This is a genomic window from Nonomuraea terrae (assembly GCF_044465245.1).
Classification (GTDB): Bacteria; Actinomycetota; Actinomycetes; order Streptosporangiales; family Streptosporangiaceae; genus Nonomuraea; species Nonomuraea terrae.
In genome coordinates this window covers 728,841-744,864 of record NZ_JBITLL010000006.1, presented here as the reverse complement: position 1 = coordinate 744,864, position 16,024 = coordinate 728,841, and the positions used below count along the sequence as shown (strand labels likewise).

Below are 16,024 nucleotides of genomic sequence, written 5' to 3'. Positions count from 1 at the left end.
GTCAATTGTCGACATCCAGTCAGGAGCTGCCGTAGCGTGCTCCCCGTCCACTCGTGAACGAGGAGCCCCCATGACTCTCGTCCGCACGCGATTAGCAGCCCTCGCCACCTCCCTCCTGGCCGTCCTCCTCATCGCCGCAGGTCAGCCTGCCTGGTCCGAGGCCAAGGACGCGCCACTGCCCGCCGCCTTCGCCAAGGCAGCCGCCGCCTTCGACGTGCCCCGCGACCTGCTGGTCGCGCTCGCGTACGCCGAGACCCACCTCGACGGGCACGGCGGCGAGCCCAGCGCCAGCAACGGCTACGGCGTCATGCATCTGGTCAGCAACCCGGCCAACCGCTCCCTGGAGAAGGCCGCCGAGCTCACCGAATTGCCGGCCGACAAGCTCAAGACCGACGACGCGGCCAACATCCTCGGCGGCGCGGCCGTCCTGCGCACCCACGCCGACGCCCTCGGCCTGGACGAGACCGCCAGGAAGGACCCCGGCCGCTGGTACCAGGCCGTGGCCGAGTACGGCAACGCCTCCTCCCCCGAGCTGGCCAGGCTCTACGCCGACGCCGTCTACGAGAACCTCGGCCTCGGCGTCAACGCCCGCGGCGTGCAGGTCAAGCCGCAGGAGGTGACCGCCGACCGCGGCGAGTACGCCAAGACCCGTGACCTGTCCTCCAGGGCGGCCGACGCCGGCATCCTGAGCACCGACTACGGGCCCGCGGCCTGGGTGCCGGCCAACTCCGGCAACTACCGCGTCTCCAACCGCGAGACCAGCTACGACATCGACCGGGTGGTCATCCACACGGCCCAGGGCTCGTACGCGGGCACCATCTCCTGGTTCCAGAACCCCAGCGCCAACGTCTCGGCGCACTACGTGATCAAGTCGTCCAACGGCGCCGTCACCCAGATGGTGCGCGACAAGGACGTCGCCTGGCACGCCGGGAACTGGAACAACCGGTCCATCGGCATCGAGCACGAGGGCTTCGTCTCCGACGCCTCGTGGTACACCGACGCGATGTACCGGTCGTCCGCCGCGCTGGTCAGGCACCTGTGCGACAAGTACGGCATCCCCAAGACGCGTACCGGCATCGTCGCTCACAGCGAGGTCCCCGGCGCCACCCACACCGACCCCGGCCGGAACTGGAACTGGACGCTGTTCATGAACTACGTGACCGGTGGCGGCACCAACCCGCCCACGTTCACGACGACCGTGGACAACACCACGGCCGGCCAGTTCACCGCCAGCGCCAACTGGGGCACCTCGACCTACTCCACCCAGCGCCACGGCGCCGACTACCGCTTCGCCGAGCCCGTCGCCGCCAGCGACCCGGCCTGGTACACGGCCACCATCCCCAGCGCCGGCACGTACCGGGTCGAGGTCTGGTATCCGGGCGATCCCGGATACAACAGCTCGGCGCCGTACATCGTGGCGACGTCGAGCGGCAACCAGACCGTCTTCGTCGACCAGCGATCAGGCGGCGGAGGCTGGCGCACGATCGGCACGTTCTCCCTCAACGCCGGCACGTACAACGTGGTCGGCGTGAGCCGCTGGACCTCCGGCACCGGCCTGGTCATCGCCGACGCCGTCCGCATCAGCCGCTGACCTCCTCCTGAGCGAGACCCGCGCCCTCTTCCGGGTGCGGGTCTTCTCTTTTCCCTGCGAGATACGAGTGGTAGACGTAGCATCTCATCCATCCAGACAAGCAGAGGAGGAGCCCCATGGCCCGTCACGAAGACCCCAAGAGCCCGAAGGCCGAGGACTTCGACCCCAAGAAGCACGGAGGTGTAGGGAGCAACGGTGACCAGCAGAAAACGGCGTCCGGCAAGCACGCCGACAAGGGCAAGGGCGACAAGAAGTAATGGACGTCAATGCCCGGATGGATCGCCTCGTCTCAGAACTCGATCCCTGCGGGGAGATCGGGAACGCGGTCAAGAAGGCGGTCCGCGCGGTGCCCCGCCACCAGTTCATCCCAACGGTCGGCCTTGTCGTGCCGACCAAGGCCCCGCCGTACATGATCAACCGTGACGACGACCCGGTCACCTGGTGGGACACCGTCTATTCGGACAGCATCGTCGTCACCCAGCTCATGGACGGCGCCGTCCCGCTGCACGAGACCATCAGCGGGTATACATCGTCGGCCTCAGCCCCCAGTACGGTCGCCGATCTGCTGAACCTGCTGGACCCCGATCCCGGCCAGCGGGTGCTCGAAATCGCCACCGGCACGGGCTGGACCGGCGCCCTGCTGTGCCACCTGGTCGGCGAGCGGGGCCAGGTCACCTCGATCGAGATCGACCCGGCCATCGCGGACCAGGCCGCCAAGAACCTCGCGGGCGCGGGGGCCACCCCGACCCTGATCGTCGGCGACGGCGCTCTCGGATGGCCGCCGGGGGCGCCGTACGACCGGGTGCATGTCACATGCGGGATCCGGAACGTGCCGTACACGTGGATCGAGCAGTGCCGGCCCGGCGCGGTGATCGTGTTGCCGTACTGTCCCAACTTCGGCGGCAACCATTCACTGCGGCTCGTCGTCCTCCCGGACGGGATCGCGGTCGGGCGCTTCCCCGGCTTCGCGTCGTACATGATGATGCGCTCTCAGCGGCCCGTCTCGCCGCTCGACGCGCGCGGTCCGGAGGAGCGGCACCTGCTGCGGACCCGCGTCGACCCGCGCACGATCGCGTACGCACCGGCCGGCGCCGACCTGGCCATGGCGGCGCTGACCGGCCTCGAAGCGAGTCACAGCAGCGAGTCCGACGAGGACGGCGAGCTGTTCAAGCTGTGGATCTGCGACCCCCGCGACCCGTACTCGTGGGCGACGGCGGTCTGGCGGCCGAACAGCGTCGAGTACGACGTCTACCAGGTCGGCCACCGGCCCGTCTGGGACGAGGTCCTGAACGCCTACTTCCAGTGGGTGAGCTGGGGCCGTCCGGGACGCGACCGCTTCGGCATGACGGTCGGCCCCCACGGGCAGCGCATCTGGCTCGACTCCCCCGACCGCATCGTGAGCTGACGGTCGGATAGGGTCGCCCGAAAACGGAGTCGATCTTGTCGCGAGCCGTCCTGGCGGCCTGGCTGGGCGCCTTGTGCGCCGCCGTCTACCCGACGTGGGAGCGCTGGAGGCCGTACGTCGGGGAGCTCAGGGGGCGCATCTGCTTCGGCTCGTACTTTTCGGACCGAAGCGCATGGCAGGAGGCGGTCGAGGCACTCGTCGTGCCCCTTCGCGCGGATGCCGGCATGCTGGTGGGGCTCGGGGTCGCCTGGGGAGTCCCCGCGGTCGTCGTGCTGGCGGCGTTCGGCCGGTGGCAGTCGGCGGTGGCCGGGCGGCGGGCGGCGGCGTTGCTCGCGCTGACCGCGGTGCTCAACCCGCTCGTCGTGCCGTATTTCGACTCCGATGCCTGCGCCGTCGTCCCGCTGTTCAGCGGTCAGTGGTTCGCGGAGGTGGCCGGCCAGGTGGGCAGTGGCCCGGTCCTCGCCCTCCTGGTGGCCGCCGTGCTGGTCCTGCTCGCCACGCAGCTGCGCGACGATCCGCCGACTGGGCCCGCCGTCCGTCGCGGGCGGGCCGTGCGCCGGGCGGCGGCGGTTCTGATCGACTACTGGGTCATCGCCCTGCCCGTCACCCTGGTCTCCGACCCATGGGAGATGTCCTTCGGGGGGACCGGGCTCCTGGAGCGGGTCCAGCTCTTCGAGCTGGTGAACGAGCCCGCCCAGCTCATCGTCCCCGTGGTGGCGGTCCTCTACGTGCTGCCCCGGCGGACGCTCGGGATCTGGGTCATGGGGCTGCGCCGGGACAGGACGCTGTGACGGGTCAGGCGGTGGCGCCGCCGTCCACCACGTGGTCCGTGCCGACGACGAAGCTCGACTCCGGCGACGACAACCACAAGGCGGCCGCGGCGATCTCCTCCGGGGCGGCGACGCGGCCGATCGGCAGGCCGGTCTTCATGCGTTCGTCCCGCTCGGCGCGGGTCTCGCCGGGGCGCGTCGACATGGGCGAGTCGATCGGGCCGGGGCTGACGGCGTTGACGCGGACACCGTCGGCGATGTGGTCGCGCGCCGCCGCCCGCGTCAGGTAGCTGACGGCGGCCTTCGAGGCGGCGTACGCGCTCGCCCCGGCCAGGCGCCAGTGCGCGCCCATGTTGGAGGCCACGTTGACGATCGTGCCGCCGCCGTGCGCCCGCATGTGGGCGATCTCGTGCTTCATCGACAGGTAGACGCCCGTGAGGTTGACGGCGAGCACGTCGTCCCAGGTGTCCTCGTCGTAGTCGGCCAGCGGCGCGAGCTTGCCGAAGATCCCGGCGGCGTTGAGGGCGACGTCGAGCCGGCCGTACCGGGAGACGGCGGCCGTCACCATGGCGGCCACGTCGGCCGAGCTGGTGACGTCGACGATGAACGCGCTCGCCTTCCCGCCGCCGTCCTCGATCAGCTTCACCACCTCGGCCAGCCGCGCGGCGTCGCGGCCCGCGACGAGCACGGCGGCGCCCTCCCGCGCGTACGCGAGCGCCGCCGCCCGCCCCACGACCCCGCTCGCGCCCGTCACCAGTGCGACCTTGCCGGCAAAACGACCTGTCATAATTCCATACCAATCGTTCTCATATTTGGACGGCATTCATGGCTTGGTCCACGGCGTCGCGCAGCCGGCGGGGGTCGGGGTCGGCCCGGCCGAGCACCCGGACGCCCTGCACCAGCACGAGCAGGAACCTGGCCAGCGCGTGCGGATCCTTGCCCGCCGGGATCTCCCCCTGGGCGCGCGCCCTGACCAGGGCCCCGGCCAGCACGGCCTCCATCTCGGCCCAGCTCGCCACGACCTTGCGTGACACGACGGGGTCGCGCGAGCCGAACTCCACCGCCGTGTTGACCACCATGCAGCCCCGCCGCAGCTCGTCGGCCAGGCATTCGGCGACGTAGGCGTCGAGGAAGGCGCGGATCGCGGGCAGCGCGGGCCCCGGCTGGGACAGCGGCTCCACCACGTCGCACTGCTCGACATAACGCTCCAGCGCCTTCAGGTAAAGCTCGCGCTTGCCGCCGAAGGTCGCGTAGATGCTGGCCCGCGCGATCCCGAGCCGCTCCACGAGATCGGCCATCGAGGTCGCTTCGTACCCGCGCTCCCAGAACAGCTCCAGCGCCTTCTGCAGCGCGGCGTCGGGATCGAACTCCTTGGTCCTTGCCACGCCGCAGACGCTAACACTATCGAGATCGATCGGTCAAAAAAAGCTAGCGTGGAGTCAGGATCCAGTGCCACGAGCCTTCCTTGTTGGTGTCGCGGTTGCGCCCGAGCTGGGTCATCCGCTCGCCGTCCACGCTCACCAGGACGAGACCGTTGTCGAACTCGTTCTCGCACGAGCCCGCGCAGCCGAGCGCGATGACGTTGTCGTCGTCGGCCCAGGCGTGCAGTTGCAGCACGTTCTGGCGGCCGGCGATCTCACCGGTCGCGGCATCGGTGATCTTCGTGGGCAGCCCGTCCGGGCCGAGCAGGAGGCGGCCGTCCGGGGAGAGGGCCGAGTGGCGCGAATACCCGACGTAGCGGTCCGCTTCCGGGGCCTCCGCCCGCCGGCCGTCGAGGGTGTAGAACAGCCGGTCCGGACGCCTGTTCGTGGGAGACCAGAGCAAGCTGCCGTCCAGACTCCAGCCGAGGTCCTGGCGCGGGTTGCCGGTGATCCGCTCCGAGCTGTCGAGGCCGGGCAGCGGCGGCAGCTCGTGGTAGTCGGCCGTGCCGCCCGGCACGTCGATGACGTAGTAACCGGTACGCGAGTTCTCGCCGAATCGCAGGTGCGCCTGGTCGCCTTCGCCCTGCCTGATCTCCGGGTAGCTGGAGTAGGCGGTGGCCAGGATCTTGGTGCCGTCCGGCGACCAGACGACGGACCCGACGGGGTGCTCCAGGTCGATCCACGTGAGCATCTCGCGGGTGTTCATGTCGAGCACGCCCACCCGCGTGCCGAGCCCGTCGCCGTCCAGCACGGCGGCGACCTGGAGCCCGGGAGCCACATCCACCCACGCGTACGGGGTCCGCTCGTAGCCGCCGGTGCGCGGGTCGTACAACGACCAGCTCCGCAGGACCCGCTGCCCGCTCTTCGCCGGCCGGTACACGTAGTACGCCGAGACGGCCAGGCGCCCGGCGGCGATCAGCTTGGCCGGCGGGCTGTTCCCGGTGTCGGTCCGCACGTCCGTCGGCGCGGGCGACGGCCTGGCCGGCAGGGTGATGCCGGTGGCCGGGAGCACGACCGGCTCGGGCTCACGCTGACCGGTGGCGAAGACGGCGATCGCCGCGACCATGGCCGCCGCCAGCATCGCGGCCCCCACGGGCTTCCAGACGCGCCTGCGCAGCGCCCGGTCGGCCAGGTCGTGGGGCACCTGGGCCTGCCCGGCCCATTCCTCCAGTGTGTCGCGCAGCAGGCGGGTCACCTGGCCACCTCCAGTTCCCGTGCCAGTTCGGGGGCGACCTCGCGCAGCCGGGCCAGCGACCGGTGCGCGGTGCTCCTGACCGTGCCGACGGAGCAGCCGAGCACGCTCGCGATCTCCTTCTCCGGCAGGTCCTCGAAATACCGCAGCACCAGCACCGCGCGCTGCCGGGCGGTGAGCCGGGCGAGGGCGGCGCGCAGCAGCATGCGCAGCTCGCTCTGGTGATGCGCGTCGCGTTCCTCCCGCTCGGGCGGGCTGGCCTGGACCACCTCGCCGCGGCGCACGCTCGTCCGCCACCAGCTCACCTGCTGGCGGTACATGATCTGCCTCGCGTACGCCTCGGGGGCCTCCACGCGCCGCCACCGGCCCGCCAGCCGCGCCAGGGCGGTCTGCACCAGGTCCTCGGCCGCGTGCTGGTCACCGCCGGTGAGCAGGAATCCGAGCCGCATGAGAGCGGGGGAACGCGCGGCCACGAACTCGCGGAACCGTTGCTCGTCCGCGGCGTCCACGGTCACCTCCAGGGGATCGACGTCACCCTTTCAGACGCCGGCGACGCCCCCTGCTATGCGACCTTTCACCGCATGATGTCGGGATCCTCGTCGTCCGGCGGGAGCGAGGCCGGGTTGAGCTGTTCGAGCGGGGCCTCGTCCCGCACCGCCCGCTCGGCCTCGGCCGTCTCCTCCACGGGCCGCGCCTGGCGCGGCACCCGCAGCAGCCCCAGGCTCTCCTGCTCACCCCGCCGCACGATCACCTCGTTGATCGCCTCGATCACCTCCGGTCTGCTGTAGGCGCCTTCGGGCAGCTCGTTGAGGTGCGCGAGCAAATCGGCCGGCAGGTTCACGTGCTCGGACGCGTGCGCGTACACCTCCCGCATCGCCACCCGGTCGCGTCCGCTGAAGGCCTCCTCGATGGCCTGCTGCAGTTGGTCGATCACGGCTCGGTCGGTCATCGTCATCCCCCCCAAGGGTCCGGCGAGCAGGTCCAGAGCCTGCTCCGCCACCATCTCCACCGACACGTCGCGCACCCACGACTCCTCATGGGCGCAGCGCACGGCGCCCGGCTCCACGCCGCGGGCGCCGCAGCGCGGGCAGGCTGTGGTCCACGACGTCAGCGGCCGGTGCGCCGTCCTGCTGAGCGGGCCGTAGGTGACCAGGTTGCCGCACCAGTACACGGCCACGGTGGGCGTGCCGACGGCCGCGGCGAGGTGCCGCGGTCCTGTGTCGTTGGCGATCAGCAGGTCGCACCGCTCGTGGAGCGCGGCCAGGCCGCCAAGGCCGAGCGCGCCCACGACCGGCGTGGCGGGCCGGCGCATCGACTCGACCACGCCCATCACCAGGTCCTTCTCCTCCTGCCGCCCGGTCACGACGACGGGACGGCCGGTCATGTCGGCCACCTCGGCGAAGCGCTCCACCGGCCAGCGCCGGCGGGGGTCGTTCGCGCCCGGGTGCACGGCGACGAGCCCCGCGGGCACCTCGCCGAGGACGCGGGCCAGCTCGGCCCGGTCCGCCCCGGTGACCGCGACCCGGGCCTCCAGCCCGTCCGCGACCCCGCCGACCAGCGCGGCGACCTGCAGGAAGCGCAGCGTCTCGTGGTGGTAGTCCGTGTACGGCACCCAGCGGTCGAGTTCCTCCGCCCCCGGCGCGCGCATCCCGGCGGTCACCCCGGCGCCCAGGCCGCGTACGAACGGGTTGGAGTAGCGTCCGCCGCCGTGGATCTGCACGGCCAGGTCGAACCCGCGCGCCCGCAGCTCCTCCATGAGCCCGGCGGGCACCGGATGCCCCGGCTCGGACGTGGAGACGCCGGTGATCGGTGGCAGCGCCACCACGTCGTCCACCGGTCCCGGCCGCCCGGTCAGGAACGCGGCGTGCCAGGCGGTGCCGAGCAGCGTCAGGCGCGCGCCGGGGTAGGCCCGCTTGATCGCGTCCAGCGCGGGGACGGACAGCAGGTAGTCGCCGATCGCGTTGGCCCGCAGCACCGCGATCCTGCGCACCCCGCCGACCAGCCCTCCGGCCGCGTCCCGTCCTGACATAGCGGGTTCTGCTACCCCAGAACCCGGCCGCCATAACTTGGACAAAACTGGTTTGATCAGGTCTTTCTCCGGTACTCGCTTCTCATGGGCACAGACAAGATCATCAGCGCCGTGGTCATCGGCGACGTCATGCTCGACTCATGGCTGCGCGGCCCGGCCAAGCGTCTCGCCCAAGAGGCGCCGGTGCCCGTGATGAGCCTGGAGGCGACCGAGGACGCCCCGGGCGGCGCCGCCAACACCGCCGCGAACCTGGTGGCGCTCGGCGCGCGCGTCCGCCTGGTCGGGGTCGTGGGCGACGACGAGTGCGGCGAGAAGCTGGTGCAGTCGCTGCGCCTGCTGGGCGTCCAGGTCGACCTGGTGACCGTGCCGGGACGGCGTACGGCGCACAAGCGGCGGCTGGTCACCAGCGGCCAGCTCACCGCGCGCTACGACGAGGAGGACCGGGACGCGCTGCCCGAGACGGCAGAGCGGGAGCTGCTGCGGCGGCTCGCCGACGCCGTGGCGGGCGCGGACGTGGTGGTCGCCTGCGACTACGGCGGCGGGGTCTGCACGCCCGCCGTGCGCCGCGCGCTGACCGAGGCGCCGCTGCTGGTGGTGGACGCGCACGCGGTGGCGCCGTGGCGGGAGTGCGCGCCGGCCGCGGTGCTGCCCAACTACCTCGAGGTCGTACGCCTGCTCGACGGCGACGGCAGCGGCGGCGGCGGCAGCGGCGGCGGCGGCGACACCGACGACCGGCCCGCGTACCTGATGGCCCGCTCGGGCCGGCTGCTGGAGCTGACCGGGGCCGGGATGGTGGTGACCACCCTCGACGGCGAGGGCACGCTGCTGCACCGGGACGGGCATCCGCCGTACCGGACGTACGCCGAGCCGGCGCCGCAGCACATGGCCACGGGCGCGGGCGACACCTACACGGCGGCGTTCGCGCTCTGGCTGGCGGGCGGCGCGACGCCGGAGGAGGCGGCGGAGGCGGGCCAGGCGGCGGCCGGTGTCGTGGTGCGCCGCCCCGGCACCGCGATCTGCACCCGGTACGAGCTGCTGCGCGCCCTGCGCCGCCACGAGGGCACGGTGCAGACGCCCGAGCGGCTGGCCCAGCTGCTGGACGCGCACCGGCGCAGGGGTGAGCGGGTGGTGTTCACCAACGGCTGCTTCGACGTGCTGCACCGGGGCCACGTGACGTACCTGGAGGAGGCGGCGCGGCTGGGCGACGTGCTGGTGGTGGCGGTCAACAGCGACGCGAGCGTGGCCCGGCTGAAGGGCCCGGGCCGGCCGGTGAACCCGTGCGAGGACCGGATGTCGGTGATCGCGGCGCTGAACGACGTGGACTACGTGACCGAGTTCGACGAGGACACGCCCGAGCGGCTGCTCCGGATGATCCGCCCGGAGATCTACGTCAAGGGCGGCGACTACACCCCCGAGATGTTGCCGGAGGCGCCGCTGGTGCGGGCGCTGGGCGGCGAGGTGCGGGTGCTCGGCTACGTGCCGGACCGCTCGACCACCGCGATCATCGGCCGCATGCGCGCACTGCCGTGAGGTTTACCGAGGTGCCGTCCGGTAAGCGGCACCGCATGGCACACCAGTACAAAGAGCCCGCCGGCCGCCGGGAAGGCTCGCCTCTCGTACACGCCGCCGCCGGCGGCGTGGTCGCGTCCATGGCGATGTCGGGGATGCGACGGCTCACCACGGCCCTCGGGCTGGTGCCGAAGACGCCGCCGGAGTCGGTGCTGGAGAAGACCGCGCCCCGGGCCTTCTCCCGCGTGCCGGTCGAGCGCCGCCCCGCCGTGGTGGAGCTCGTCCACTGGCTCTACGGCTCCACCGGCGGCGCCGCCTTCGGCCTGCTGCCGCGCGGGGTGCGCGAGCGCAGGTGGGCGGGCCCCGTCTACGGCGTGCTGGCCTGGGCCGCGTTCGAGACCGCCATCGCGCCCGCGCTCGGCCTGCAGCGTAAGCGCAACACCACCGCCGAACGGCTGGCGCTGCTGGCCGACCATCTGCTCTACGGGGCCGTGGTGGCCTCGTCCTGCTGGCGCGCGCGGGAGCGCTGACACCGGGCCGGCAGCTCGGCTCATGGAGTGAAGAGCCTCAACGGATTGGGGACGGGCACCCAGCGCATGGCCGCGCCGTCCGCCTCCAGCCAGCGCAGCAGCAGATTGGCCTTGGCCGGGATGTGCGTGGCCGCCAGCAGCTCGCGCAGCTCCGCCGGATCGCCGTGGTCCTTCGCCGCGACGGCGAACACGGCTCTGGCCCGCGCCCACAGCTCGTCGTCCAGCTTCGGGTGGCGCTCCGCGACCGCGCCCGCGATCTCGCACAGGTTGTTGGTCACCAGGCAGTAGACCAGCCGCTCCCACGCCTGCGCGCCGCCCAGCACCGGCGCCTCCAGCCCCGGGTGCCGTTCGGCGACGAACTTGACGCCCTCGTGGTCGCGGAACAGGGCCTGCGCGGGCATGCCGCCCGCGTCCACGCCGACCAGCACGTTCTGCAGGTGGCACTCCAGCACGACGCCGTGCCGCAGGTACGCGTGCAGGACCGGCGGCACCACGTGCTCCAGGTAGCGCTCCCACCACAGCAGCGAGCGGTCCTCGTCCAGGTCGTCGAGCGGGTTGCCGGCGAAGCCCTCCCCGATCCCGGCCGCGAGCAGCGCGGTCAGCCCCGGGTGCAGGTGCGCGCGGAGCCCGTCACGGACGATCACCGCGAGCGCCTCCCCGCCGTCGGCGCCGAGGCGGGCGCTGCGGTAGCCGCGGTCGCGCAGCACGGCCGGGCGCGGCACGTGCTCCGGCAGCCCGTCGAAGGCCCGGTCCACCAGGGCGGCGACCACCGGCAGCCGGCGCAGGTCGTGCAGCCACAGGCGGCGCACGTCGTTCGTGATCCGCACGTCGAGGCTGAACTTGCAGAACAGGTCGGCCTCCGGCACGTACACCGTCCGGACGGACGACGTCGGCACCGCCGGCCCCGCCGTGACGCCCAGCCGGCGCAGGTGCCGCAGGCCGCCGAGCAGCCGCACCTGCCAGGGATGGGCGGGCAGCGGGACCAGGCCGCCGTCCGCCGTCCCGCCGAGCCGGTCGAGCCCGCCCGTGTCCCCCACCTCGACCAGGTCCTCCACGGGGACGCCGAGCAGCGGCAGCCGGAAGCTCGCGTACGCCTCCGGCGCGTACGCCAGCCACTCCCGCGGCCCCGCTCCCCCGCGGGCCTTGGGCGCCGGGTGGAAGCGGTGCCCCGCGAGCAGCGCCTGCTCGGAGCGCAGGTACGGGTCCGCGGGCGGCGTCGCCGATCGCCGGGCGGCCAGCAACGCGGCCGTGACATCCCTGCTGTGCCGGATTTCCGCGGCCAGCACCCGGTTGTCGGCACCCGTGGCCGCGCGCAGTTCGTCCGCCGCGATCGCGATGAGCTCGTCCAGGCTCAGCGGGCGCCGGCCGTCGGGGGTGCACAGCGCGGGCCGGACGGGGTGGCGCGTGCCCGCGGCGCTCACCACACGCCCGGTCGCGGGCAGCAGGAAGCCGCCGGCCTCGGCGGGCCTGGCCACCTCGCGGATCAGGCAGTTGAGCAGCGCCGTCTGCGCGAGCGCGTCCGCCTGGTGCTCCGGGCCGGGCACGAGATCGTCGGTGGATGCCATGGCGAGCTACTCCCCCCGTGGGTAGCTAGCAGGCATGTTGCCGGAAAAGGTGGGAAATATGCGGCCGGTGGAGGAGGCATTCGCGGCCGAGCTGGCCCGCGTACGTCCCGGTCTGTCCGCCCGATACGCCGAGGCGCTGCCCGGCGCGCGGGCCGCCGTGCTGGGCCGGCTGTGGCGCGGGCTGCTCCACGAGCCGCTGCCCGGCCTGACCGTGACCGGCCCCGGCGTCGTCACGACGGCCGGCGGGCGCCTGCTGACGGGCTCGCCGCGGCGCCCGTACGACCTCGGGGAGGAGCCCGCGCTCCGGCTGGACGGACGCCCCCGCTCGCACCCGGCCGAGCTGCTCGCCGCCCTCGGCCTGCCCGGCAGCGACCGGCTGGTCGAGGACCTGGACAACAGCGTCGCCTCGCTGGCGCTCTCCCGCGCCGCGGCCCCGCCCGCGTACGCCGCCAAGACCCTCGAAGACCACGAGCAGAGCGTGGTGGACGGGCATCCGTACCATCCGGGGTGCCGCAACCGGCCCGGGGTGTCGGTGGCGGAGCAGCTGGCGTACATGCCGGAGCACCGGCCCACGGTCGCCCTCGACCTGGTGGCGCTGCCGGCCGGAGAATGCCTGGTCACGGGGCCGTGGCCGTTCAGGGAGGGAGACCGGCTGCTGCTGCCCGTCCATCCGTGGCAGACCCGGCACGTCCTGCCCGGTCTGGGGTCGCGCCCGTACGCCGTGGCCGCCGTCCCGGCGCGGCCGCTCATGTCCGTACGGACCCTGGCCCCGCTCGACGGCGGCCCGCACGTCAAGACGGCGTTCAGCACGCGGATGACCTCCGGCGTGCGCGACATCTCGCCCGGCACCGTCCGCGACTGCGTCGCCCTGTCGGACCTGCTGGTTTCCCTCGCGGCGCGGGCCGGGGGCGGTCTGCGGGTGTCCCGCTACCTCGCCGGAGCGGCGGCCCTGGTGAACGGCGAGCCCACCGCCGACCTGTCGGCCCTCCTGCGCGAGCCCGTCACGGGCAACGTGCTGCCCGTCGCCGCGGTCACCCGGGCCACGGCGAACGACCCCGAGGCGTGGCTGGCCGCGTTCGCACGGTCGGCCATGACCGGGACGCTCGGACTGCTGGCGCTCGGCGCGGCCCTGGAGGCGCACGGGCAGAACCTGCTGGTCGAGCTCGACGCCGACGGCATGCCGTGCCGGTTGATCTACCGGGACCTGGCCGACGTCCGGCTCAGCCCGGCGCGGCTGGCCCGCCACGGCGTCGAGACGCCGCCGGTCAGCGCCCGGCTGCTCGGCGACGACCCGTCGGTGCTGCACGCCAAGCTGTACGGCTCGCTCGTCGGCACGACGTTCGGCAGCCTGGTCGCGCTGTTCGGGCAGGGCGACCGGGAGGCGGAGGCGCGCCTGTGGCGGCTGGTCGCCGCCGCCGCCCGCGAGGCGTTCGACGCGCTGCCCGAAGGGCCGGACGTACGCGCGGACCGCGCCGCGCTGTTCGCGGCGCGCCTGCCGGCCAAGGCCCACCTGCTCGCCCGGCTGGACGGCGCCCCGCCCGGCGACAGCTGGACCACCCTGCCGAACCCGCTCCTCACCGGGTGAGCTCGGCGATCGGGACACGCCGGAAGGCGATGCTCTCGTACGGCCCGAAGTCGCCGGTCTCGAACAGCAGGCCGACCGTGTCGGCGTCCAGCCGTACCAGGTCGGAGTAGGCCGCGGGCAGGCCGGACACCGTGTGGGCGACCCGCCAGGTCACCCCGTGGTCGTCGCTGGCGCGCACGGTCATCAGCGCCCGCGCGTCGGGCGCCGCCGGGCCGGAGAACAGCAGCACGTCCGGCGACGCGCACCACAACACGCTGCCCTCCACGACCGGCCCGACCAGCCCGGCCTGCGGGCGGAACGGCAGCTCCAGCGTCTCGCCGCCGTCGGCGGAGTAGGCGTCGGCCCGCGTGCCAGGCGCGGTGGCGTGGTTGCGGGTGTTGAGATAGAGGCGCCCACCGGGCAGCTCCGTCGCGGTGGTCTCGTTGACGTTGACGTAGTCGTCGGGGTTGTCGTCGACGTACCCAATGCGCCAGCTCTGACCGCCGTCGTCGCTCAGCAGCGCATGGCCGCCGTTGTACCTGGCCTCGGTGCCGGTGTCCTTGCCGCGAGGCGGCAGCGAGTGGTTGGCGGGAACCACGATCCTGCCCGCGTGCGGGCCCTCACGGAGCACCACCGCGTGACCGGGCGTGGTCGCGTACCAGCGCCACTCCGGCCGCTTCACGTCGCCGGTGATGTTGCGCTGCTTCGACCAGGTGACCCCGTCGTCCTCGCTGACCTGGACGAACACCCGCCGCCCCGCCGCCGCCGTGACCTGTCCGCGGCGGATCTTCTCCTCGGTCGCCTCCGGGCCCTGCCGTACGTGAACCAGCACGATCCTGCCGTCGTCCAGCACCACCGGCGCGGGATTCCCGGCCGTGCCCTGGTCCGGCTCCGTGGCCACGACCTCCAGTGCGCCCCACGTCCGGCCGCCGTCCGACGACCGCCTGAGCACCAGGTCGATGTGCCCGGAGTCGGACGCCGACGCGCGCCGCCCCTCCGCGAAGGCCAGCACGGTGCCTGCCGGGGTCAGCACGACCGCCGGGATCCGGAACGTGTGATAGCCGTCCGTCGCCTTCCGGAACGGCACCGACGTCGGGTAATCCGCCATGCGCGCACGTTACGACGCCCAGATGAACGCAGACCGACGCCGGCCGTACGTGAAGACGAATGCGATCAGCGGTGGAGCAGGGATGTACGCCACAGAAGGGACACACCGCCACTGCTTCGAGGAGATCTACCGCTACCTGGCTGCCCGGCTCGGCCCGGAGGCCGCCGACGACCTGGCCGCCTACCTGGACCATGACCATCGAGCCGGGCTGGACGAACCGCGAACCCGCCATCCCCAGCGTGCCCTGACCCGGACCTGGTTGTGCCGCCGAGGAGGGAAGGAACTCCTCGGCGGCACGTCTGCGGGGTGCCGGCCGGTGTGGCCGGGGGTCAACGGGCGAAGACGATCACGTTGTCGCGGTAGCTGTTACGTGATCGGTCGAACGTCCCGCCGCAGGTGATCAGTCGGAGCTCGGCGCCCTTGGCGGTGCCGTAGACCTGCTTGTCGGGGATGCGGCTCTTCGGGTAGCGGGCCAGCCGGCCCACCACGAACGTGACCGTGCTGCCGTCGGCCCGGTCGACGTGGATCTTGGCGCCCTTGCGCAGCTCGCGCAGGCGGTAGAAGACGGCGGGGCCGGTCTTGGAGTCGACGTGGCCCGCGATCACGGCCACGCCCTTCTCGCCCGGCTCCGGGCCCGACTTGTTCCAGCCCACCCGGGTGAAGCTGGTGGGTGCGACGAGTTGGCCCTTGGCGTCGAGCCGGAGCGCGGACACCCCGGTCGAGACGCCGATGGCCGGGATGCGTAACCGCACCGGGTTGGCCACGTCCGCCGCCGCCCGGCCCCCGCTCTCGGCCGCCGCCGGCTGCGCGACCCCGCCGGCGCCCGCCACGTCGCGGGCTACCGGCCGTGCGATCTCGCCCGTCACCGGACCCGGCGCCTCGGGGGCGGCAGGTCCGGATCCGGAGGCGCTGGTGGTCTCCGCGTTCATGACGTTCCCGGGGACGCAGGCAGTGGTCGCGGCCAGTGCGCACGCGGCGGCGGCCGCCAGCATGAGGCGCATGGTCAGCTCTCCGTGAAGAACGTGCGCCGGAGCCAGTACGCCGCCACCGCGAGGATCCCGAGGAAGCCCAGGGTCAGCGACACCGCGGGCGACGTCCAGGAGGTACCGCTGCTCGCGGCGGACTCGTCGCTCACCGTGGCCGCAGCGGGGCTCCCGTTACCGGCGGTCCCGCCCATGCCGGTCTCCACCCCGCCCCGGGGCGCGTCGTCATCGTCGTCGTCGAGCACCGCGGTGCCACCGGCACCCGTGTCCACCCCGCCACGCGGAGCGTCGTCATCATCGTCGTCCCGAGCCACGGCCCCACCCGCACCCGTGTCCACCCCGCCACGCGGAGCGTCG

The 16,024-nt window shown here is 73.1% G+C and carries 16 protein-coding genes; 7 read left to right on the top strand and 9 right to left on the bottom strand.

The window, feature by feature from the left end; all coding sequences use genetic code 11:
• Nucleotides 1–70 precede the first annotated feature (70 nt).
• The 4 genes from ACIBP6_RS32900 (at nt 71) to ACIBP6_RS32885 (ending at nt 3,787) form a co-directional block, all read left to right on the top strand.
• Nucleotides 71–1,591, top strand: coding sequence for a golvesin C-terminal-like domain-containing protein (locus ACIBP6_RS32900; protein WP_397057714.1), 1,521 nt, complete (start codon nt 71–73; stop codon nt 1,589–1,591).
• Between the two features lie 116 nt (nt 1,592–1,707).
• Nucleotides 1,708–1,848 (top strand): hypothetical protein, encoded by a 141-nt coding sequence (locus tag ACIBP6_RS32895; protein ID WP_165969834.1) that lies wholly within the window; start codon nt 1,708–1,710, stop codon nt 1,846–1,848.
• Nucleotides 1,848–2,996, top strand: a complete 1,149-nt coding sequence (locus ACIBP6_RS32890) for a protein-L-isoaspartate(D-aspartate) O-methyltransferase (RefSeq protein WP_397057713.1) — start codon at nt 1,848–1,850, stop codon at nt 2,994–2,996. Before ACIBP6_RS32895 ends, ACIBP6_RS32890 begins: the two co-directional genes overlap by 1 nt.
• A 35-nt stretch (nt 2,997–3,031) precedes the next feature.
• Nucleotides 3,032–3,787 carry a hypothetical protein gene (locus ACIBP6_RS32885; RefSeq protein WP_397057712.1) on the top strand — a complete coding sequence of 252 codons (756 nt, stop codon included), beginning with the start codon at nt 3,032–3,034 and terminating at the stop codon, nt 3,785–3,787.
• 4 nt (nt 3,788–3,791) lie between these two features.
• Here ACIBP6_RS32885 and ACIBP6_RS32880 read toward each other — a convergent pair whose 3' ends face one another.
• The 5 genes from ACIBP6_RS32880 to ACIBP6_RS32860 form a co-directional block, all read right to left on the bottom strand.
• Nucleotides 3,792–4,553 carry an SDR family NAD(P)-dependent oxidoreductase gene (locus ACIBP6_RS32880; RefSeq protein ID WP_397057711.1) on the bottom strand — a complete coding sequence of 254 codons (762 nt, stop codon included), beginning with the start codon at nt 4,551–4,553 and terminating at the stop codon, nt 3,792–3,794.
• Between the two features lie 19 nt (nt 4,554–4,572).
• On the bottom strand, nt 4,573–5,151 hold the full coding sequence (locus tag ACIBP6_RS32875) for a TetR/AcrR family transcriptional regulator (protein ID WP_397057710.1): 579 nt from the start codon (nt 5,149–5,151) through the stop codon (nt 4,573–4,575).
• 43 nt (nt 5,152–5,194) lie between these two features.
• Entirely contained in the window at nt 5,195–6,382 is a 1,188-nt protein-coding gene (locus ACIBP6_RS32870) for a hypothetical protein (protein ID WP_397057709.1), read from the bottom strand.
• A complete protein-coding gene (locus tag ACIBP6_RS32865; protein WP_132615227.1) occupies nt 6,379–6,888 on the bottom strand; it encodes a SigE family RNA polymerase sigma factor in 510 nt (169 codons plus the stop codon). Before ACIBP6_RS32865 ends, ACIBP6_RS32870 begins: the two co-directional genes overlap by 4 nt.
• Before the next feature lie 65 nt (nt 6,889–6,953).
• Nucleotides 6,954–8,408 (bottom strand): glycosyltransferase family 9 protein, encoded by a 1,455-nt coding sequence (locus ACIBP6_RS32860; protein ID WP_397057708.1) that lies wholly within the window; start codon nt 8,406–8,408, stop codon nt 6,954–6,956.
• Between the two features lie 84 nt (nt 8,409–8,492).
• On the opposite strand from ACIBP6_RS32860, the gene rfaE2 reads away from it, so the two are divergent.
• On the top strand, nt 8,493–9,938 hold the full coding sequence (gene rfaE2, locus ACIBP6_RS32855) for a D-glycero-beta-D-manno-heptose 1-phosphate adenylyltransferase (RefSeq protein ID WP_397057707.1): 1,446 nt from the start codon (nt 8,493–8,495) through the stop codon (nt 9,936–9,938).
• Nucleotides 9,939–9,973: 35 nt separating this feature from the next.
• Nucleotides 9,974–10,447 (top strand): DUF1440 domain-containing protein, encoded by a 474-nt coding sequence (locus ACIBP6_RS32850; protein WP_246075022.1) that lies wholly within the window; start codon nt 9,974–9,976, stop codon nt 10,445–10,447.
• A 20-nt stretch (nt 10,448–10,467) separates the two neighbouring features.
• On the opposite strand, the gene ACIBP6_RS32845 is transcribed toward ACIBP6_RS32850, so the two are convergent.
• A complete protein-coding gene (locus tag ACIBP6_RS32845) occupies nt 10,468–12,012 on the bottom strand; it encodes an IucA/IucC family C-terminal-domain containing protein (RefSeq protein WP_397057706.1) in 1,545 nt (514 codons plus the stop codon).
• Nucleotides 12,013–12,070: 58 nt separating this feature from the next.
• On the opposite strand from ACIBP6_RS32845, the gene ACIBP6_RS32840 reads away from it, so the two are divergent.
• On the top strand, nt 12,071–13,597 hold the full coding sequence (locus ACIBP6_RS32840) for an IucA/IucC family protein (protein ID WP_397057705.1): 1,527 nt from the start codon (nt 12,071–12,073) through the stop codon (nt 13,595–13,597).
• On the opposite strand, the gene ACIBP6_RS32835 is transcribed toward ACIBP6_RS32840, so the two are convergent.
• From ACIBP6_RS32835 to ACIBP6_RS32825, 3 genes are all read right to left on the bottom strand, one after another.
• On the bottom strand, nt 13,587–14,684 hold the full coding sequence (locus ACIBP6_RS32835) for an exo-alpha-sialidase (protein WP_397057704.1): 1,098 nt from the start codon (nt 14,682–14,684) through the stop codon (nt 13,587–13,589). The two genes, ACIBP6_RS32840 and ACIBP6_RS32835, sit on opposite strands and share 11 nt — an antisense overlap.
• A gap of 329 nt (nt 14,685–15,013) precedes the next feature.
• Entirely contained in the window at nt 15,014–15,685 is a 672-nt protein-coding gene (locus ACIBP6_RS32830) for a class F sortase (RefSeq protein WP_397057703.1), read from the bottom strand.
• A gap of 2 nt (nt 15,686–15,687) precedes the next feature.
• Nucleotides 15,688–16,024: hypothetical protein (locus ACIBP6_RS32825; RefSeq protein ID WP_397057702.1), on the bottom strand; the 337-nt coding region annotated here is incomplete at its 5' end.